This window comes from Protaetiibacter larvae, assembly GCF_008365275.1.
Lineage (GTDB): Bacteria > Actinomycetota > Actinomycetes > Actinomycetales > Microbacteriaceae > Homoserinibacter > Homoserinibacter larvae.
In genome coordinates, this window is record NZ_CP043504.1 from 25,870 (window position 1) to 45,356 (window position 19,487).

Here is a 19,487-nt window from a genome sequence, read left to right on the forward strand (position 1 = left end):
ATTTAGTACCAATGAACGCCATTCTTTCCCCCAAGCGTGGACGCCGAAGTCCTGGCGCGTCCACACCACCACGTGGAGGGACCCCCAATGGCAGAGCAGAAGAAGCTGTCGGGCGTCACGTATACGTCCGCCGGATCGGATTACTTCGAGAAGCGCAAACTGAAGCGCGCGGCGGGCGTGTGGGGGCTCTGGGGCCTCGCCGTCGCCGCCGTCATCTCGGGCGACTTCTCCGGCTGGAACTTCGGCATCGACTTCGCGGGATTCGGCGGCATGCTCATCGCCTTCGTCGTGCTCGTCGCCATGTACTACGGCATGATCTTCTCGATCGGCGAGATGGCGGCCGCGATGCCGCACACGGGAGGCGCCTACTCCTTCGCCCGCTCCGCGATGGGGCCATGGGGCGGCCTCATCACGGGCCTCGCCGAGACGATCGAGTACGTCGCCACGACCGCGGTGATCGTGTTCTTCTCGGCGCAGTACGCCAACTTCATCACCTCCGAGCTGCTGGACTTCGATCTCTCCGAGAACATGTGGATCTGGTGGATCGTGCTCTACCTGGTGTTCATCGCCCTCAACGCCGCGGGCGCCGCGATCTCGTTCAAGTTCGCGATCGTCGTCTCGGTGATCTCGATCGGCATCATCCTCGTTTTCTCGGCGATGGCCGCCTTCTCGGGCGCCTTCAGCTGGGGCTCGCTGTGGGACATCGAGCCCGACGCCGGCCAGTCGACCTTCCTGCCGCACGGACCGATCCCGATCCTGTTCGCGCTGCCGTTCGCCATGTGGTTCTTCCTCGGCATCGAGGAGCTGCCGCTCGCCGCGGAGGAGGCGCACAACCCCGTACGAGACATCCCGCGGGCGGGGCTCTGGGCGCGCGGCACGCTCATCGTCACGGGCCTGCTGGTGCTGTTCCTCAACACGGGCGTCACGGGTGCGGCGGCGATGGGCGTGTCCGTCGAGCCGCTGCTCGACGGCTTCCGGGCGATCGTCGGCGACACCTGGGCCGCGGTGCTCGCGCTCTTCGCGCTCATCGGCCTGCTCGCCTCGCTGCAGGGCATCATGTTCGCCTACGGCCGCAACATGTACTCGCTCTCGCGGGCCGGCTACTACCCGAAGTTCTTCTCGCTCACCGGCAAGCGCCAGACCCCCTGGGTCGCGCTCGTGGTCGGCGCCGTCATCGGGTTCATCGCCCTCGAGGTGCTCGACATCGTCACCCGGCTGAACCCGGATGCGGGGTCGGTGGTGGGTGCGATCGTGCTCAACATCGCGGTCTGGGGCGCGGTGCTCGCCTACCTGCTGCAGATGGTGTCGTTCATCATCCTGCGCCGCCGGTACCCCAACGCGAAGCGCCCCTACGTGAGCCCGTGGGGCATCCCCGGCGCGGCGATCGCGGCGGTCATCGCGGCGCTCATCTTCGTGGGCTTCCTGCTCAACACCGCGTTCCAGCCGGCGATCGTGGCGATCGCCGCGGTCTACCTGCTGATCCTCATCGGCTTCGCCGTGTGGGGGCGCAAGCGCCTCGTGCTGTCGCCGGAGGAGGAGTACGCCCTCTCGGGCGGGCTGCACGGCGACCCGCAGGCCGAGGGCTACGACGCCATGGAGTCGGAGGTCTTCGACAGCGGCGCGAGCTGATGGTGGGTAGGGTTCGGGCGCCCGGTCGGATCAGGCGCCCGAACCGGCCATCGTCGAAGCCATGACCGCCGCCGAGGCGTCCTCGTCGTCGCGCCAGACGAGTCGGGCGATCGCGGCGGCCGCCAGCGCGAGCCGGAACGGGAGCGCGGCGGGCACCTCGACCTCGAGCGCGGTCACCCAGAAGCCACGGCGGCGAGCGACGAGCACGATCTCGCCGTCGTCCGCCGCCAGCACCGCGGAGGAACGCGCCCAGTTGGGCGTCCACACGAGCTCACGACCTGCCAGGTTCACCCGGCGCGCACCCGACCAGCGGCTGCGATCGGCCACGGCGAGCTGCTCGCCGGTCGCGTGATCAGAGAGCGTCCAGCCTCCGCGGGCACCGGCACCCCCGAGCACGACGCCGTCCGCGTGGATGCTCGCGGAGGCTCGGTGCCGCTCGAGCGTCGCGATCGTGCCGGTGGGGGTGCCGAGCACCTCGCGCCCGCGGCCGCTGCGCTCCCACGTCGCCGACGTGAATGCCGTCCTGTCGTCCATGGGCGGCTCCTCCCCGAGTCCGTTCGGACTCACGGCTTCACTCTCGCGCGCGATCGGGGCCGCAGCATCCGCCCCACGACGGAAATCGGGGCCGACCCGGGGTGCTGCGCACCGGGCCGGCCCCGAGAGCCTGACTCAGGCCGCGATCGCCCGCTTGCGTCGGCGCAGCCCGAGCGCCGCAGCGCCCGCGAGCAGCAGCGCCACGGCGACCGCGGTCGCCCCGCCCGGGTCCGCACCCGTCGCCGACAGCCGCGCGGCAGTCACCTGCAGCGCCGCCGTGCCGCTGACGGATGCCGCCGGCACCGTGACCACGATGGTGTGCGATCCCGCCGGAATGCCCGCGGGCACGCGGACCGTGAGCGACAGCCGCCCCAGTCCGTCGACCGTCGTGGTCGCGAGCAGCTGCGGGGTCGAGTAGATCCACACCTCGGCCGTCGCCCCCGCGGGAAGCCCGCTCGCCTCGACGTGCACCGTGCCGCCCTGCACGACCGAGCCGGCCGAGAGCCGCACCGTCACGGGGTGTGCCGCGGGATCCGTCTCCGGGTTCGTCGCGGGGTCCGCGGGCGCCGCCGCCGGGTCGGTGCCCGCGTCCGGATCTCCCGGCACGGGGTACTCGGCGACGTACGACGGAATCGAGGCCGTGTCGAACTGCCGGGCGCCGACACCGTTGATGACGTGCTCGAAGATGCCCTCGCCGCCGAGCGACACCGTCAGCAGATGGTGCAGCTTCACGCCCGGCTCGCCCTTCGGCACCTCGAAGCCGTTGTCGACGGTGATCTCGTCCTCCTCCGTGTCGGAGGTGAAGTTCGAGTACGAGCCGAGACCCCAGGCCTCGTGCGTGGTCACCCCCTCGTCGACCTTGTAGGCGGCCCAGCCCCGGACACCGTCGTGGTTCCAGGCCTCCTGGTTCGGCACGTCGTAGGGCAGCTCGTTCTGGTAGAAGATCGTGCGCCCGCCCTGACCCTTCCAGAGCACGTTGTACTTCTGGTAGTGCTCCACGAAGAGGCCGTAGGCCGACACGTTGTCGCCGTTCACCACGAGACCGTAGTCCGAGGTGTTCTGGTCCCAGCCGATGCCCTCGCCGTGGTCGCCGCGCCACGACCACAGGTGGTCGATGATCGTGTCGTCGGCGTTGACGATCATGGCCGCCTTCACCTTGCCGGCCACCGGGCCGCCGACGCGCATGTACACGTCGTTGAGCACGATCGGGTTGGCGGAGTGGTCGGTGTGGGCGTCCTTGTCGCCCACCACGAGCAGCGCGGGCGACTCGGTCACCGCGGCATCGAACAGCAGCCCCGCGATGCGCACGCCGTCGACATCCGCGATGTGCATCCCGAAGGAGTCGCCCGTCGGGATGATCGTCGCGAGCCCGAGGCCGAGGATCACGGTGTCGGGGTTCGTCACCTGCAGCGTCTGGTCCATGCGGTACACCCCGGGCGTGAACAGGATGTTCTTGCCCGCCGCGAGCGCGGCGTTGACCTGGGTCGCGGTCGCCCCCTCCTTCACGATGAAGAAGTCCTCGAGCGACAGCGAGGCGCCATCCGAGGCGTCGGTCCCGTCGGTCCAGGTGGCACCCGTCGTGCCCTCGCGCAGACCCGGCACGAACACCGACCAGTCGGCGGCCGACTCGACATCCGATCCCGAGAGGTACAGGAACGGCTTCTCGGCCACCGCACCCGTCGTGGCGAGCGCGGTGATGGGCGGCGTCGGCCACGCGGCGTAGCTGTTCGGCAGGGTCGCGCGGATGGCGGCGTCCGCCCCCGCGTCACCCTTCGCGACGTCGCCCTCGACACCCGAGTAGACGAAGTTCCACACCCCGCCACCCCAGGTGCCGACCTCGCTGTCGCGGCTGTACCACTGCTGCTGCGTCCACGACTTCACCCAGCCGGACACCTTCGAGTCGGCGAGGAAGCCACCTGACGACCAGCCGTAGCGGCCCGAGTCGAGCAGCAGATCGCCCTCGACGTTCACCCGGCGCAGCGGCGCGGCCTGCGAGACGGCCCACCGGCCGACCCCGCCGTCCGGCACGTACGTCAGGTTCTCCGCCGAGCGCCAGAAGTTCTGGGTGGCGTTCATGTCGAACCACTCGGCGTCGACCCAGTCGGCGCCGTGGATCTCGACCTCGGTCGGGTCGAGGCCGGCACCGGCGAGCGAGGTGTAGAAGCCGACGCGCGCGTCCACGTCGTACTCACCCGGCAGGAAGAAGAACTGCCAGCGACCCTCGCCGAACTGGTCCTCCTCCTGGTCGGCGAACACCGAGTCCATGAGCGCCTGGATGTCGAGCGCGTCCATCGAGGGGTCGAAGACGAGCACGTGGTCGCCCAGCAGCTCGGTCGTCGGGACGTCGATCGAACGGGCCTCGAACACCTCGAGGTCCCACAGCGAGATGCCGAACTGGGTGCCACGGGTGACGGAGACGATCTTGAGGTAGCGCGCGGTCACCGGGTCGAAGCGCGAGACCTCGGGGCCGGCGCCCGCCACCCCGCGCACCTGCGCGGCGGTCGTCCAGGAGCTGCCGTCGAGCGAGACGAGCACGTCGTAGTCGCGGGCGTAGGCGGCCTCCCAGTAGGTCTTGATGCCGCAGACGCTGTGGCTCGCGCCGAGGTCGAGCTGGATCCACTCGCCGTCCCGGCCGACCCAGTTGCCCGAACCCGGGGGCTCCTCGGTGGCGCCGGAGTCCCAGCGCGCCCACACGTTGTTGTTGATGGCGTCGGCCGCGTTGCCGCGCGAGGCGGTGGCGGTGACGCCACCCGCGTTCACGAGGTCGCGTCCGCACACCGTCTGCGCGTCGAGGGAGAGCCCGTCGGGCGAGAACACCTGGAACTCGTAGAACGAGTAGCCGAAGGTGCTGCCGCGGTGGATGCCCTGCAGCTTCACGTAGCGGGCCTCGGTCTCGCTGAACGGCACGGCATGGGTGCCCTGCGTCTGGTCGCGCTTCTCGGCCACGGTCGTCCAGTTGGTGCCGTCGGTGGACACGAGAATGTCGTAGTCCTTGCCGTAGGCGGCGCCCTCCCACAGCAGCTTCACCTGGTTGACGCGGTAGCGGGCGCCGAGGTCCACCTGGAACCATTCGTCGTCCTGGCCGTTCCAGTTGCCGTCGAGTGCCGAGCCCCACTTGGTGGCGGCGTTGCCGTCGACGGCGTTCGCGGCCGGATCCTGCGAGCTCTTCGCGGTCGCGGTCTTGCCGAGCGCGACGTTGACGCCGGATGCATCGGTCACCACGACCGAGACGGGTGCGTAGGCGATGTTGCCGTGGTCATCGGTGGCGGTCACGTAGAACTTCCAGACTCCTGCATCGGTGGGGGCGGTGACGGTCCAGCTGCCGGAGCCTCCGGTCGCGGTGGCGGCGGTCAGGGCGTTCGAGCCCGTCGCGTAGTTGCCGGACTGCCGGATGGTGACATCCGTGGGGTCCGACTCCGGATCCGTGACGGTCGCGGTGATCGTGAAGCTCGAGCCGCCGACCACCGAGGCGGTGGGCGCGCCGACCGCCGAGATCACCGGCGGCTTGTTGCCGGACGCCGCGGGTCCCCCGTAGGCCTGGGCGATCGCGTACCAGGCGGCGCGCTTCTTCTCACCCGGGAAGATGTTGAACCACACGCCCCCGAAGTCGGTCTCGGTACCGAAGTGGAACAGCGTCGCACCGAGGGCGACGCCCTGGTTCGAGCTGATCTCGGCCCAGGCGTCCGTGTAGGCCTGCGCCTTGACGGTGTCGGATGCCTCGAAGGGCTTGCCGGTGCCGTCGAGCGGCGCCTCCCACTCCCCCTGCGGACCCGTCTCGGTCACGATGTAGGGCACCGTGTAGCCGCCGGCGGCCCAGGCGTCCTGCACGCCCGCGAGCGCACCGTAGGCGTTGATCGCGTAGAGGTCGAGCGCGGGGGCGTTGGCCTTGAGGTACGGCCAGGCGCCCACCCAGGCGTCGGTCGAGGTGACCGGGTGGTTGACGTCGATCGCCTTCACGGCGAGCGCGAGCTCGTTCACGAACGCGGCGTAGGCGTTGCGCTGCGACTCGAGGGCGCCTTCCGTGTAGCAGTTGCCGAGGCCGAGCAGTGACTCGTTGCCGAGGCTCCACATGAGCACGGCGGGGTGGTTCTTGTACTGGGCGACGAAGGTGGCCACGTCGGTGCGCACCTGGTCGAGGTAGGCGTCGGTGCCGCTCACGAAGTTCGGGCACCCGCCGGAACCGGGGCCGCCGCCCGGCTGGATCCAGAATCCCGCGATCACCTTGATGCCGTGTGCCGCTGCCGCGTCGAACAGCACCTGCGAGCCGGCGTCCGTGCCCCAGGTGCGGATGGTGTTGACGCCGAGCGACACGAGGTCGTCGAGGTACTCATCCAGCTTCTCCGCCGAGATCGCGCCCGCGCCGCTCGTCACCGGCCCCCAGGTGATGCCCTTCACGGTGTACGGCGAGCCGTTCACGTAGAGGTCCCAGTCGCCGTAGCTTCCGACGACCTCGACGGTCTTGCCGGTGGGCGTCGCGGGCGAGGAGACGGCGATGGTGCCGTAGACGCGGAACTCGAAGATCGAGTAGCCGTAGATGAGGTTGCGCGCGGTGCCGACGACGCGCACGTAGCGGCCCTCGACGTCCGTGAGCGTGATCACATCGGAGCGGTTGCCGCCCGCCATGTCGGTCCGGGTCGCCACCACATCCCAGTCGGTGCCGTTGTCGGACACTTCGAGCGTGTAGTCCTTGGCGTTCGCGGCCTCCCAGTCGAGCTGCACCTCGGTGAGGTCGGAGACGACGCCGAGGTCCACCTGAATGCTCTGGGGATCGACGCCGTGCGCCGACTCCCAGCGGCTTCCGGCGTTGCCGTCGAAGGCGAGCGCGGCGTCGCCGCTCGTCGCGGTCGCGGTCTTGCCCTGCGACAGCAGCGCGGGGCCGGCGGCGCGTGCGGATTCGGCACCGACTCCCGTGACGAGGCCGACGCCGACGATCGCGATGGCGAGCGCGGCGATGCCTGCGGTGAGTCGACGGAGGGGGCTGTGGGTCAGCGGGGAGGCTGCTCGCGTCATTGCGGGGAACTCCTGAATCGGGGTCGTGATCATCGTCGAACACGTCAGAGAGCGCTCTCTGGCGCCCAGACGTGCCCAGTATGCACGAAATGCCGAAAGTTTCATAGAGCGCTCTCTGGAAATCCGTAGAGCGCTCTCCGCTTGCTGTTCCGGGGAGAGCGCTCCCACGCCCTAGGCTCGGGGCGTGACCACCGAGACGCAGCCGTCGGGCGCGGCGAACCCGCCGATCGCGAGCACCCTCGAAGAGGTCGCGCGCATCGCCGGCGTCTCCCGCGCATCCGTCTCGCGCGTCGTCAACGGCAAGCCCGGCGTCGCCCCGCACATCGTCGAAGCGGTGACCGCGGCGGTCGCCGCGACCGGCTACGTGCCCAACCGCGCGGCGCGCACCCTCGTCACCGGGCGCACCGGGACGGTGCTCGTGGTCGTCTCGGGCGCCGACTCGAGCCTGCGCCAATGGGGACTCGGCGAGGTCCTCGCCGACCCGTTCTTCGCGCGCGTCGCCGGCGGCCTCATGGGCTCGCTGCGCCCCCGCAACATCGACCCCGTCCTCATGCTCGCCGTCTCCGAACCCGAACGCGAACGCGTCGTCAACTACGTGCGCGAGGGCAACGCGGATGGCGTGCTCCTCGTCTCGGCGGAGGCGAGCGACCCGCTTCCCGGCATGCTCACGCGCGCCAAGATCCCGGTCGTGCTGTTCTCGCGTCCGAGCGAACCCGCCCCGATCTCCTACGTCGACGTCGACAACCACGAAGGCGCCGCGCTCGCCGCGCGCCACCTCGTGGCCCGCGGGTGCCGCCGGCTCGGCATCATCACGGGCCCCGTCGAGGTGGCCGGCGCCGAGGATCGTCTCGAAGGCTTCCTCGCCGCCGCCCGCCGACTCAGCATGGACGACGTCGCGACCGCGGCGGGCACCTTCTCGGTCGACAGCGGCGCGCACGCCATGATCCAGCTGCTCGCCCAAGGCGTCGACGGCGTCTTCGCCTCGAACGACAACATGGCCGTCGGCGCGATCCTCGCCGCCCACGAGCAGGGACTCGAGGTGCCCGGGGATGTCGCCGTGGTCGGCTACGACGACACCATCGCGGCGCTCATGTGCCGCCCCACCGTCACCACCATCCGGCAGCCCATCGAGGCGATCGCGGCCGAGATGGCCCGCCTGCTGCTCGACGTCATCGACGACCCCGGCATGCCCGCGCGTCACGAGGTGCTCGCCCCCGAGCTGATCGTGCGCGGCTCCGCCTGAGCACGGAAAAAGCCCCGCTCCTGGCGAGAGGAGACGGGGCTTTCGTACACCCCCCGGGACTTGAACCCGGAACCCACTGATTAAGAGTCAGTTGCTCTGCCAATTGAGCTAGAGGTGCGCGACCCGAACGAACGGGCCGAGGGTCAACGATAGCATGACCGGAGCATGACTTCATCCGCGCCCTCCCCTGCCCCGGTCCGTCTCGAGGCGGGCGCCATCGCCCCCGACTTCACCCTGCTCGACCAGCACGGCGAGCCGTTCACCCTCTCGCAGTCGCGGGGACGCAAGACCATCCTGTACTTCTACGGCGAGGCGGGCACCCCCGCGTGCACCGGTCAGGCGTGCGACTTCCGCGACCGGCTCGACGCCTTCACGAGCGAGGGTTACGAGGTCGTCGGCGTCTCGCGCGACGAACTGCCGGCGATCGCGAAGATGGCGCGCGAGGAGCAGCTGACCTTTCCCCTGCTGTCGGATGCCGACCGCCACGTGCACGAGCTCTACGGCACCTACGGCGAGAAGCTGCTCTACGGGCGCACCGTGCACGGCGTCATCCGGGCGACCTTCGTGCTCGACGAGGACGGCCGCATCACCCTGCCGCTCTACAACATCAAGGCCACCGGCCACGTGGCGATGCTGCGCAAGCGTCTCCGGCTCCCCCTCTGACCCGCTCGGCCGCGGGCGGCCCGCCCCCGGTCCCCGACCCCGTCGTCCGGTCCCCGCCGTCGCCTCCGTCCCAAATCAAGGAGTCGCGCAACCCATCTCAAGGATGCGGTGTGGCTCCTGGGGGCGGTGAGCCTGGTGAGCCCGTTCCGCCGCCTGGACTCCTTGAGATGGGTTGCGCGTCTCCTTGATTTGGGATGGAGGCGGGGGGCTCGGACCGGTCAGTCGCGGGCGGCGCGCCCCGTCGTCGCCTTCACCACGGGAGGCAGGAACAGCACCGCGAAGGTCAGAACCGAGACGATGAGAATCGGCCACCCCCACGCGGGCTGGGCGAAGGATCCCTGCAGAGCACCGAGCCCGATGGCGAACTGCAGCACCTGCCAGACGATCGCCGACGCACGCGTCCAGGCCTGCCCGCGCAGCAGACCGACGATCGTGGCCGCCATCCATGCGACCGCGAGGAGCACGAGCACGGTGAGCGCGATCGCACTCGCGAGCGACGCCGGCTCGGCCGCCACGAGGTCGAACAGCAGCACGAGGGCGATCACGGATGCCGCGAGCAACTCGAGCGTCAGCAGGCCCACGAGGCCCCAGAACACGGGCGGACGAGCCGGGTTTCTCACAGGGATATCCCATTCAAAGCTATTGATTCGAGGTTACAAGTATGAAACCCTGAACCCGGTTGATGTGACGCTCACAACGCGGTGAGTGCGTCCGATTCGACAAAACCCCCACACATTCGGACCCTCTTCGACCATGCGCGGATTCCGATACGAGCATCCGCGTGCGTCATCAGCAACACACGAAGGAGCACCGCACGCATGGACTGGCGCGACAAGGCCGCCTGCCTCACCGTCGACCCGGAACTGTTCTTCCCGGTCGGCAACACCGGCCCCGCCGTCGATCAGATCGAGAAGGCGAAGACGGTCTGCGGGCGCTGCACGGTCTCCGAGCAGTGCCTCCAGTACGCGCTCGAGACCAATCAGGACTCGGGCGTGTGGGGCGGTCTGAGCGAGGACGAGCGCCGCGCGCTCAAGCGCCGCGCCGCACGCGCCCGCCGCGCCTCCTGAACGCGGGATGCGGCCCGCTCAGCGGGCCGATTCCCCTGCCGTGAGGTAGTGCAGCGGCACCTCGATCGTCACCTCGGTGCCCTCACCCTCGAGGGTGTGCCAGTCGATCGTGCCGCCCAGCTCACCCTGGATGAGGGTGCGCACGATCTGGGTCCCCAGCCCCGACCCGACCTTGCCCTCGGGCAGCCCGACCCCGTTGTCGCGCACCCGCACCGCGAGCAGGTCGTTCTTGCGCTTCGCCGCGATCACGACCTCGCCGTCCCGCCCCGCGAGCCCGTGTTCGACCGCGTTCGTCACGAGCTCGGTGAGGGCGAGTGCGAGCGGCGTCGCGTACTCGGACGGCAGGATGCCGAACGAGCCGGTCTTGGTCGGACGCACCGTCGTGTTGTGGCTCGACGCCACCTCCGCCACGAGCAGCAGCACCCGGTCGAAGACGTCGTCGAAGTCGACGTTCTGATTGAGCCCCTCGGAGAGGGTGTCGTGCACGACCGCGATCGCCGCCACCCGGCGCATCGCCTGGGTGAGCGCGTCGCGCGCGACGTCGTTGTGGGTGCGCCGGCTCTGGATGCGCAGCAGTGAGGCGACCGTCTGCAGGTTGTTCTTCACCCGGTGGTGGATCTCGCGGATCGTCGCGTCCTTGGTGATGAGCTCCTGCTCCTGGTGGCGCGACTCGGTCACGTCCCTCACGAGCACGATCGCCCCGACCCGCTCGCCGCGATGCCGCAGCGGGATGGTGCGCAGCGTCACGGTCACCCCGCGCGCCTCGATGTCGGTGCGCCACGGGGCGCGCCCGGTCACCACGAGCGGCAGCGACTCGTCCACGGTGAGCTTGCCCGAGAGCAGCCCGGTGGCCACCTCGGCGAGCGACTCCCCCTCGAGCTCGCCCGCGAAGCCCATCCGGTTGAAGGCCGACAGCCCGTTGGGGCTCGCGAAGGTCACGATGCCGTCCACATCCAGGCGGATGAGGCCGTCGGATGCGCGCGGGGCGCCGCGTCGCGGAAGCGAGGGCGCGCCCATGTCGGGGAAGTCGCCGCTCGCGATCATGCCGAACAGATCGTCGGCGCAGTGGTTGAAGGTGAGCTCCTGGCGGCTCGGCGTCCGCGCCTCGGAGAGGTTCGAGTGGCGGGTGAGGACGGCGATCGGCAGGGTCGTGGTCGCCGCACCGGACGGCGCGAGGCGTCGCAGCACGGGCACCGCGCGCACGCGCGTCGGGGTCTCCTCGTACCAGTCGGGCGCGGAGGTGTCGACGATCCGCACCTCGTCGAAGGCCTGACTCACCTGGCTGCGCCACTCGGGTTTGATCTCCTGGCCGACGAAGTCGCGGTAGAACAGCGTGGCAGCCGAGGAGGGGCGCGAGTGGGCGACGGCGAGGAAGCTGCCGGATGCGGTGGGCACCCACAGCACGATGTCGGCGAAGGCGAGGTCGGCGAGCAGCTGTCCGTCGGCGACGAGCAGGTGCAGCCACTCGATGTCGGCCTCGGTGGAGCGGCCCTGGGCGAGCATGAGCTCGGAGAGCGTTGACACGCTCCTAGGCTAGCCGCCGTCCGCGACGCGCCCGCACCTTCCCCGCGGGACGGAACGGCTCGAGCGTCGCCGCGAGCTCACGGATCGCCGCCCGTGCGCTCGATCGCGGCGCCGCGTCCGCGAGGGGCCGCCCCGCCAGGAGCGCGGCATCGAACGCTGCCGGATCCCACGGCACGAGCACCGGCTCGCCGACCCCGCCGAAGCGCGCGAGGGTCTGCCGCACCTGCCCGCCGGGGTTCACCCCGATCGCCGCCGCCCGCAGCTTGTTCACGACGACCGTCACGCGCGCCGGGTCGACGATCTCGAGCAGTTCGGCGTGCGCGCGCAGGAACCGGGTGATGCCGACCGGATCGGCCGCCCCGACCGCGACGATGCGGTCGGCGTTCCGCAGCACCTCGAGCGCGGCCGCGTTGCGGCGCGGGATGCCCACGTCGCTCGTGAGCTCCTCGTCCTGTTCGAGGCTCGCCGCGACGTCGACCACGAGCACCTCGGTGAACTGCCGCGCTGCCGCGAGCACCCCGGCCACCCGCTGCTCGCCGAGCTCCGGCCAGCGCGACGAGCGCCCGATCCCGGTGAGCACGCGGAAGGGGTGCCGTGCACCCCGGTGCAGCTGCGCGAGCCGGTGGAACTGCACCTCGTCGAGCCCGCCGGTGCCCGCCAGCCGGCAGGCCGCCGCGAAGCCCGGCGACTCGTCGAGCAGGCCGAGCGACGGTGCCACCGATGCGGCATGCGTGTCGGCGTCGGCGAGCACCACCTGACGCCCGGCGGCGGCGAGCTCGGCGGCGAGCGCGATCGCGATGCTCGTGCGCCCCGGCGAACCGTGCGGTCCCCACACGGCGACCACGATTCCCGCGCTGCGGTTCGGCGGCAGCTCCTCCGCGTCCGCGCTCGCGAGCACGCCCTCACCCGCCGACGCGATGCGCGACGACCCCTCCTCCAGGAGCGTCCAGCTGGCGGGGCCGTCGACGGCGTCGATGACGCCCACCCGCACCGCGTGCCGATGCGCGGCCTCGTCGTCGGCGACGACGAGCATCCGCACCCCCAGCTCGTCCGCGGCGTCGACCAGCCGCGGGGTCAGGTGCTCGGGGGTGGCCGCCACGACCACCCGGTCGAGCGGCAGCTGCGGCAGCCGCACGGCGAGCTCGTCACCGCCCGAGCATGCGGCGACGACCTCGTGACCGTGGTAGGCGGCCGACCCGGTGAGCCGGTGCTCGTCGTCGAGACCCACCGCGAGCGCGACCCGCACCTCACCCGCCCCAGGGGAGGCCTGCCGCGACCACGGCGAGTGCGTCGCCGGCCGCCTGCGCCTGCAGGATCCGCGCCAGCCGGCTCCGCGGCACGAGCACTTCGACCGCGCCACCGCTCGAGGCACCCACGAGACTGTCGTCTTCGAGGACGCGCACCACCACGGCGTCCGCGACGAGCACCGCCGGTGCGCCGTACGCGCGTGTCTCGATGTCGAGGGCCGTCGACCAGACGTCGACGGCGGCCCCCGGATGCACGGCGGCCGCGACCGGCGAGGCGAGCTCGAGCACGAGGGAGGTCGAGCGCAGCCCCGCGTCGTCGCCGAGCGCCGTGCGCGGGAGCAGCTCGCCGTCGCGCACCGCCCGCACCACGACGAGGCCGTCCTCGGGCAGCTCGTCGACGCCGAGGTAGAGCGACTCCGCGCCGTCGAGGGCGACGGCGCGCTCGACGAGGTCGCCGCGATCGATCCGGTCGCCGGGGCTGAGCGCCGCCGCTGCCGCGTAGACGCGGGTGCGGGTGTCGACCGCCGACAGCAGTCCCACGACCCCCACCACCGACGCGATCACGAGCGCAAGCCCGATCAGCAGACGCGGGTCGACGACGGCTCGGCCACGCGCGGACCCTGCTGCTCGTGCCACGGGATGCTCCTCTCGCCCGCCCACCGGGCGGCGCGCACCATCGTGCCCGCGCGGCCGGACGGGGCGAGCGAGTTATCCACAGGCGGCTCGGTCGCCCCACCGGGCGAGCGGTCGGTCGCCGCATAATCGGGGCATGACAGCGGAGCCCGCCGCCGGCCTCGGCCGCTTCCTCACCCTCGCCGACACGGCCGAGGTGCTCAACATCTCCGCCGGGCAGGCCTACGCGCTCGTCCGCAGCGGCGAGCTGCCCGCCATCAAGATCGGCGCGCACGGCCAGTGGCGCGTCGAACGCGAGGTGCTCGAGGGCTACATCGCCGCGAAGTACGAGGAATCGCGACGCCTGAGCCTCTGGAACCAGTCGGAGACCGCGCCGCTCCCCGAGCTCTTCGCCTGACGCCGACGGTGCCGTTCGGATCGGACCGTCTCCCCCGCTCGCGCCGGATCAGAGCCGCACGCAGGTGATCCGCCCGAAGGGGATGATCCGCACCCGACGCACGGCACCGCCACGGGGAGCCGAACCCTCCTCGTGCTCCGCCAGATCGAGGTGATCCCGGCCGACCCGGTCGATCGTGCCGTGATGGATGCCGTCCCCCGTCACGACGTCGACGCCCGCTCGCCGGCGACACAGGTCGCGCAGCACGAATCCCAGACCGAGTCGCCCCGCGAGCTCGGCGCCCGGCTCCGGGGACCGGATGCTCAACCCGCGGGCGAGCTGGTCGCCCTCGGGCAGCACGGCGGCGACGGCGGCAAGCGGCACGAGCACCGAGCCCGCCCCCGCCTCGGGTGAGCCCGCGATCCAGTCCCGTCCCGCGGTGTCGATCCGGAGCCGCACGGTGGCTCCGTCGATCAGCGCCACGCGCACGACCGCGCCGCCCCGCGACATGGCCATCAGGCGATCCCGGATGGTGAGCCGCCCCAGTCGCAGTCGCTCCTCCTCCGCGGCCAGGTCGAGTCGCTCCGCATCGAGTTCCTGCTCGAGCTGCCCCTCGAGGTCGGCGAACAGCTCATCCCAGCGCACACGGCGACGGTAGCCGTCGCCGCACGCCGGAGCGGACGGTTCTCCACAGGGCACTTGACCACCTCGACACGAGAAAGCGTCATATGCCAGAGTGTTCCCACCCCTCAGTCGGGGGGCAGACAGATCCGTCGAGGATGGTACGCATGACGGCGACAGGACGCGGAATGCCGGCCCTCGGAGCCACCGCGCGAGCGGTCGCGGCGCGTCTCGACGATGAGGAGCTCTTCGGGCCGCAGCCCGCGGCCACGCGCGAACTCCCCGACCCCGGCCCGCTGCTCGAGAACCTCGCACGCTGCGTCATCGAGATCATCGCGGGCGCGCGCGACCTCGAGCAGATCGCACGGTGGGTCGACGACTCCGTCTACAAATCGCTGCTCAAGCGCGTGGTGCTCTCGGCGCAGGCGCGCAACGCGACCGGCCGCGCGCCGCGGCGCCCCATGTTCACCCTCGGCGCGCCCGTGCTGTGCGAGCCGCGCGACGGCGTCGTGGAGGCGGTGATCGTCGTCCACGGGCGCGGGCGCACGCGTGCCGTCGCCATCCGGCTGGAGGGTCTCGATCGCCGTTGGCGGGCGACCGCGATCCACGTGCTCTAGCGGCCGCCGCGCTCCTGGGCGCGACGCTGGGCCCGGTTGAGCGGCGCCTGCTGCTCGGGCGCCCCGTCGACGCGCTGCCCGAACGCACCGCGGGCCGCGGGTGCCTGCGGAGCCGCGGCGGGAGCCTGCCGCGCCGCCGCCTGCTGTGCGCGAGCCGTCGCCGCACGCTCCACCTGGCCGCGCTGGTTGCGCACCTCGACCCCACCCGACGCGTCGTCGCTCGGCGCCGAGTAGCTGAGCCCCTGCGCCGGCTGCTGGGCGGTGAGACCCTTTGCCGACACGGCCTGACCGTCCGGACCCGTCACCTCGACCTCGAGGTTGTACAGGAAGCCGACCGACTCCTCGCGGATCGCGCCCATCATGCTCTGGTACAGCGCGAAACCCTCGCGCTGGTACTCGACGAGCGGGTCGCGCTGCGCCATGGCGCGCAGGCCGATGCCGTCCTTGAGGTAGTCCATCTCGTAGAGGTGGTCGCGCCACCGGCGGTCGATGACGCTCAGCACCACGCGACGCTCGAGCTCGCGCGTCGCGGCCTCACCGAGCTGCTCTTCGCGACGCTGGTAGGCGATCCTGGCGTCCGAGAGCACCTCCTCCTTGAGCGCCTTCGCCTTGAGGCTGCCCTTCGAGCCCACCTCGGCGAGCACCTCGTCGATGGTGATCGACACCGGGTAGAGGGTCTTCAGCTCGGTCCACAGCGCCTCGAGATCCCAGTCGTCGCTGGACCCCTCGGTGGTGTGCTGGTCGACGATGTCGCCCACCACATCGCTGAGGAACTTCTGCACACGATCGTGCAGATCGTCGCCTTCGAGGATGTGGCGGCGGTCCGAGTAGATCGCCTCGCGCTGGCGGTTCAGCACGTCGTCGTACTTGAGCACGTTCTTGCGGATCTCGGCGTTGCGCTGCTCCACCTGGCTCTGCGCCGAGCGGATCGCACGCGAGACCGTCTTCGACTCGATCGGCAGCTCGTCGGGGGCGCCGCGCATGAGCATCTCGGCGGCGCCCGTGTTGAACAGACGCATGAGATCGTCCTGCAGCGACAGATAGAAGCGGCTCTCGCCGGGGTCGCCCTGACGGCCGGAGCGTCCGCGCAGCTGGTTGTCGATCCGGCGGGACTCGTGGCGCTCGGTGCCGAGCACGTAGAGGCCGCCGGCGTCGCGCACCTTCGCGGCGTCCGTCTCGACACGCGCCTTCACCGCCGCGAAGACGGCGTCCCACTCCTTCTCGTACTCGTCGGGGGTGTCGATCGGGCTGAGGCCGCGGTTGTGCATCTCTGCGACGGCGAGGAACTCGGCGTTGCCGCCGAGCATGATGTCGGTTCCGCGGCCCGCCATGTTGGTGGCCACCGTGACCGCGCCGAGCTGACCGGCCTGGGCGATGATCGCGGCCTCACGCGCGTGGTTCTTCGCGTTGAGCACCTCGTGCTTCACCCCGCGCTTCGCGAGCAGGCGCGACAGGTGTTCGCTCTTCTCGACGCTCGTGGTGCCCACGAGCACCGGCTGGCCGGTGCGGTGACGCTCGACGATGTCCTCCACGACCTGCTCGAACTTGACCGTCTCGTTCTTGTAGATGAGGTCGGGCTGGTCCTTGCGGATCATCGGCCGGTTGGTGGGGATGGGCACCACGCCGAGCTTGTAGGTCGACATGAACTCGGCCGCCTCGGTCTCGGCGGTGCCGGTCATGCCCGCGAGCTTCTGGTACAGGCGGAAGTAGTTCTGCAGCGTCACGGTCGCGAGGGTCTGGTTCTCGGCCTTGATCTGCACCCCCTCTTTCGCCTCGATCGCCTGGTGGATTCCCTCGTTGTAGCGGCGGCCGACCAGGATGCGGCCGGTGTGCTCGTCGACGATGAGCACCTCGCCGTTCATCACCACGTAGTCCTTGTCGCGCTTGAACAGCGCGCGGGCCTTGATGGAGTTGTTGAGGAAGGAGATGAGCGGGGTGTTCGCCGACTCGTAGAGGTTGTCGATGCCGAGGTAGTCCTCGACCTTCTCGATGCCGGGCTCCAGCACGCCCACGGTGCGCTTCTTCTCGTCGACCTCGTAGTCCTCGCCCTCGACGAGCCGGTTGGCGATGGAGGCGAACTCGCCGAACCAGCGGTTCGCCTCGCCCGAGGAGGGGCCCGAGATGATGAGCGGGGTGCGGGCCTCGTCGATGAGGATCGAGTCGACCTCGTCGACGATCGCGAAGAAGTGGCCGCGCTGCACCATGTCGGATGCCTGCCACGCCATGTTGTCGCGCAGGTAGTCGAAGCCGAACTCGTTGTTGGTGCCGTAGGTGATGTCGGCCGCGTACTGCTCGCGGCGCTCGGCCGGGGTCTGACCGGCGAGGATGCAGCCGGTGGTCATGCCGAGGGCGCGGAAGACGCGGCCCATGAGCTCCGACTGGTAGCTCGCGAGGTAGTCGTTGACGGTGACGACGTGGACGCCGCGGGCGGCGATGGCGTTGAGGTAGGCGGCGGTCGTGGCGACGAGGGTCTTGCCTTCACCGGTCTTCATCTCGGCGATGTTGCCGAGGTGGAGCGCCGCGCCGCCCATGAGCTGCACGTCGAAGTGCCGCAGGCCCAGGGTGCGCTTCGATGCCTCGCGCACGGCGGCGAAGGCCTCCGGCAGCAGGTCGTCGAGGGTTTCGCCGCTCGCGTAGCGCTCCCGGAACTCGACGGTCTCGTTGCGGAGCTCCTCGTCGCTGAGCTCCGCGAACGCGTCCTCGAGCTCGCCTACGGCTTCGGCGTAGGCCTTCAGTCTGCGGAGGGTGCGGCCCTCGCCGACACGCAGGACCTTCTCGACAACGTTCGCCACGAATGGCCTCCAGTCTGGGCTTCCGGGCGCGCGGAAGCGCCCTTGACCTGCCTAGCCTAACCGCCGGGAGGCTGGGAGCGCGCCGGGGCGGACTCAGCGGGAGGCGACCAGCGCGTTCTCGGCGTCGAGGCCGATCACCCCGTAGTCCCAGCCCTTGCGTCGGTACACGACGCTCGGGCGATCGGTGCGGGCGTCCACGAAGAGGAAGAAGTCGTGGCCGACGAGCTCCATCCGATCGACCGCCTCCTCGGCGGTCATGAGCTCGGCCGGGAACACCTTCTCGCGGATCACGACGGGGCTCCACTCCTGCTCGTCCTCGTCGGCGACCACCGGGATGGAGCCCGTGGCGAGCTTCTCGATCACCTCGACGGACGCCGGCGTGATGTCGACCCCGCTGAAGCCGCCCGTGGCCGCCTCGCGGAGGGAGGTGGGGCGGTGCTGTCCGCGATGCACCTTGCGACGGTCCTTCGCCTGGCGGATGCGCTCGACGAGCTTGTCGTAGGCCAGGTCGAACGCCGCGTACTTGTCGCCGGCGCCTGCCTCCGCCCGCACGATCGGTCCGGGGCCGATGAGCGTCAACTCCACCCGGTCGTCGCCCGCGGTCCCGTTGGTCTCGTGGTGGCGGCACAGCCGCACCTCGAGCGCGAGAGCCCGAGGCGCCAGCAGCTCGACCTTGTCGGCCTTCTCGGTGACGTAATCCTCGAATCGATCCGGGATTCCGACGTTCCGTCCGGTGATCGTGACATCCATGGCGACCCTCCCTGATCCGGCTCGACGGGGCCGCCTGGGGAATCGGGCGGTCGTCTCCTTCGCGCCTTTTCGCTTACCGTAGTCCGCGATCCCTCGGATGTCACCCTCGTTTCGCCGGGCGCACGCCGTGAGGCCCGGCGGCGGCGCCGAGGCGCGGCGTGGCGGCGATCACCACGGCGCCGACGACCTCGCCGCCCGCCTCGCGGATGGCGCGCGCCGCCTCCGCGAGCGTCGCGCCGGTCGTCACGACGTCGTCCACGAGGATGAACCGGCGGCCGTCGAGCCGGCGTCGCGCGCGGTGCACCCCGCGCAGGTTCGCACCCCGCTCGACGCGACCGAGGCCCTTCTGCGTGCGGTGCGGACGGGCCGTCCGCAGCACGCGCGCCGGGCGCACCCCCGCCCGCGCGAGCACGAGCAGCACGGGGTCGAAGCCGCGGCCCCGCAGTGCCGCGCGGCTCGACGGCACTGGGCACGGCTCGACGGCGGCGTCGGCCGCCGCGGCCCGGAGCGCAGCGCGCAGAAGGAGGGCGAGCTCCCCCGCGAGCGGCGTGCGGCCGTCCTTGACGGCGAGCACGACCCGCTGCACGGTGTCGCGGTACGGGGCACCCGCGACGACCTGCAGTCCACCCGGTGCGGTCAGCCGCACGGGATGCGGGGCCAGCCGCGCCCGACACGACGCGCAGAGCGCGCGATCGGGGGCGTCGCAGCCCGCGCACGTCACGGGAAGCACGAGCGCCCATGCGTCGAGGAGCGCCTCGCGCACCCGCTCGAGCCCACCCAT

Annotated in this window: 16 protein-coding genes and 1 tRNA gene; 6 read left to right on the forward strand and 11 right to left on the reverse strand. The window is 71.0% G+C overall.

All coding sequences use genetic code 11. The features are described from left to right. Positions 1-87 precede the first annotated feature (87 nt). Positions 88-1,629: an amino acid permease gene (locus tag FLP23_RS00100; protein WP_149324002.1), complete on the forward strand. Its 1,542-nt coding sequence runs from the start codon at positions 88-90 to the stop codon at positions 1,627-1,629. A gap of 30 nt (positions 1,630-1,659) precedes the next feature. On the opposite strand, the gene FLP23_RS00105 is transcribed toward FLP23_RS00100, so the two are convergent. Both FLP23_RS00105 and FLP23_RS00110 read right to left on the reverse strand, forming a co-directional pair. Beyond that, positions 1,660-2,163, reverse strand: coding sequence for a hypothetical protein (locus FLP23_RS00105; RefSeq protein ID WP_149324003.1), 504 nt, complete (start codon positions 2,161-2,163; stop codon positions 1,660-1,662). 135 nt (positions 2,164-2,298) lie between these two features. Continuing rightward, positions 2,299-7,173: a discoidin domain-containing protein gene (locus tag FLP23_RS00110; protein ID WP_149324004.1), complete on the reverse strand. Its 4,875-nt coding sequence runs from the start codon at positions 7,171-7,173 to the stop codon at positions 2,299-2,301. Positions 7,174-7,357: 184 nt separating this feature from the next. Between FLP23_RS00110 and FLP23_RS00115 the strand changes: the two genes are divergently transcribed. Beyond that, a complete protein-coding gene (locus FLP23_RS00115) occupies positions 7,358-8,416 on the forward strand; it encodes a LacI family DNA-binding transcriptional regulator (RefSeq protein WP_210413882.1) in 1,059 nt (352 codons plus the stop codon). Positions 8,417-8,461: 45 nt separating this feature from the next. Here FLP23_RS00115 and FLP23_RS00120 read toward each other — a convergent pair. Beyond that, a tRNA-Lys gene (locus FLP23_RS00120) sits at positions 8,462-8,534 on the reverse strand. Between the two features lie 47 nt (positions 8,535-8,581). Between FLP23_RS00120 and FLP23_RS00125 the strand changes: the two genes are divergently transcribed. After that, a complete protein-coding gene (locus FLP23_RS00125) occupies positions 8,582-9,079 on the forward strand; it encodes a peroxiredoxin (protein ID WP_149324005.1) in 498 nt (165 codons plus the stop codon). Positions 9,080-9,297: 218 nt separating this feature from the next. On the opposite strand, the gene FLP23_RS00130 is transcribed toward FLP23_RS00125, so the two are convergent. Next, the gene (locus FLP23_RS00130) at positions 9,298-9,699 is read right to left on the reverse strand and encodes a hypothetical protein (RefSeq protein ID WP_149324006.1); all 402 of its coding nucleotides are present in this window, start codon (positions 9,697-9,699) and stop codon (positions 9,298-9,300) included. 198 nt (positions 9,700-9,897) lie between these two features. Here FLP23_RS00130 and FLP23_RS00135 point away from each other — a divergent pair, with 198 nt between their 5' ends. Next, positions 9,898-10,146 carry a WhiB family transcriptional regulator gene (locus tag FLP23_RS00135; protein WP_120763770.1) on the forward strand — a complete coding sequence of 83 codons (249 nt, stop codon included), beginning with the start codon at positions 9,898-9,900 and terminating at the stop codon, positions 10,144-10,146. 18 nt (positions 10,147-10,164) lie between these two features. Here the strand turns inward: FLP23_RS00135 and FLP23_RS00140 are convergent, their stop codons facing one another. Genes FLP23_RS00140 through FLP23_RS00150 form a run of 3 tightly spaced genes read right to left on the reverse strand, consistent with a single transcriptional unit; the run spans position 10,165 to position 13,553 of the window. Continuing rightward, complete coding sequence (locus tag FLP23_RS00140; protein WP_149324007.1) at positions 10,165-11,670, reverse strand: sensor histidine kinase; 1,506 nt, start codon at positions 11,668-11,670, stop codon at positions 10,165-10,167. A gap of 4 nt (positions 11,671-11,674) precedes the next feature. Further along, complete coding sequence (locus tag FLP23_RS00145; RefSeq protein WP_149324008.1) at positions 11,675-12,916, reverse strand: CpaE/TadZ family protein; 1,242 nt, start codon at positions 12,914-12,916, stop codon at positions 11,675-11,677. 1 nt (position 12,917) lies between these two features. Continuing rightward, entirely contained in the window at positions 12,918-13,553 is a 636-nt protein-coding gene (locus tag FLP23_RS00150) for a hypothetical protein (RefSeq protein WP_149324009.1), read from the reverse strand. Between the two features lie 133 nt (positions 13,554-13,686). Between FLP23_RS00150 and FLP23_RS00155 the strand changes: the two genes are divergently transcribed. Continuing rightward, positions 13,687-13,947: a helix-turn-helix domain-containing protein gene (locus tag FLP23_RS00155; protein WP_149324010.1), complete on the forward strand. Its 261-nt coding sequence runs from the start codon at positions 13,687-13,689 to the stop codon at positions 13,945-13,947. A 48-nt stretch (positions 13,948-13,995) separates the two neighbouring features. Here the strand turns inward: FLP23_RS00155 and FLP23_RS00160 are convergent, their stop codons facing one another. Then, positions 13,996-14,571 carry a hypothetical protein gene (locus tag FLP23_RS00160; protein ID WP_149324011.1) on the reverse strand — a complete coding sequence of 192 codons (576 nt, stop codon included), beginning with the start codon at positions 14,569-14,571 and terminating at the stop codon, positions 13,996-13,998. Between the two features lie 143 nt (positions 14,572-14,714). Here FLP23_RS00160 and FLP23_RS00165 point away from each other — a divergent pair, with 143 nt between their 5' ends. Beyond that, positions 14,715-15,164, forward strand: a complete 450-nt coding sequence (locus FLP23_RS00165) for an Rv3235 family protein (protein WP_246139994.1) — start codon at positions 14,715-14,717, stop codon at positions 15,162-15,164. Here FLP23_RS00165 and secA read toward each other — a convergent pair. The 3 genes from secA to FLP23_RS00180 all read right to left on the reverse strand — a co-directional run bounded on the left by secA (position 15,161) and on the right by FLP23_RS00180 (position 19,487). After that, positions 15,161-17,956: a preprotein translocase subunit SecA gene (gene secA / locus FLP23_RS00170; protein WP_149324012.1), complete on the reverse strand. Its 2,796-nt coding sequence runs from the start codon at positions 17,954-17,956 to the stop codon at positions 15,161-15,163. The genes FLP23_RS00165 and secA overlap by 4 nt on opposite strands. Positions 17,957-18,049: 93 nt before the next feature. Further along, entirely contained in the window at positions 18,050-18,706 is a 657-nt protein-coding gene (gene hpf / locus FLP23_RS00175; protein ID WP_149324013.1) for a ribosome hibernation-promoting factor, HPF/YfiA family, read from the reverse strand. A 100-nt stretch (positions 18,707-18,806) separates the two neighbouring features. Continuing rightward, entirely contained in the window at positions 18,807-19,487 is a 681-nt protein-coding gene (locus FLP23_RS00180; protein ID WP_149324014.1) for a ComF family protein, read from the reverse strand.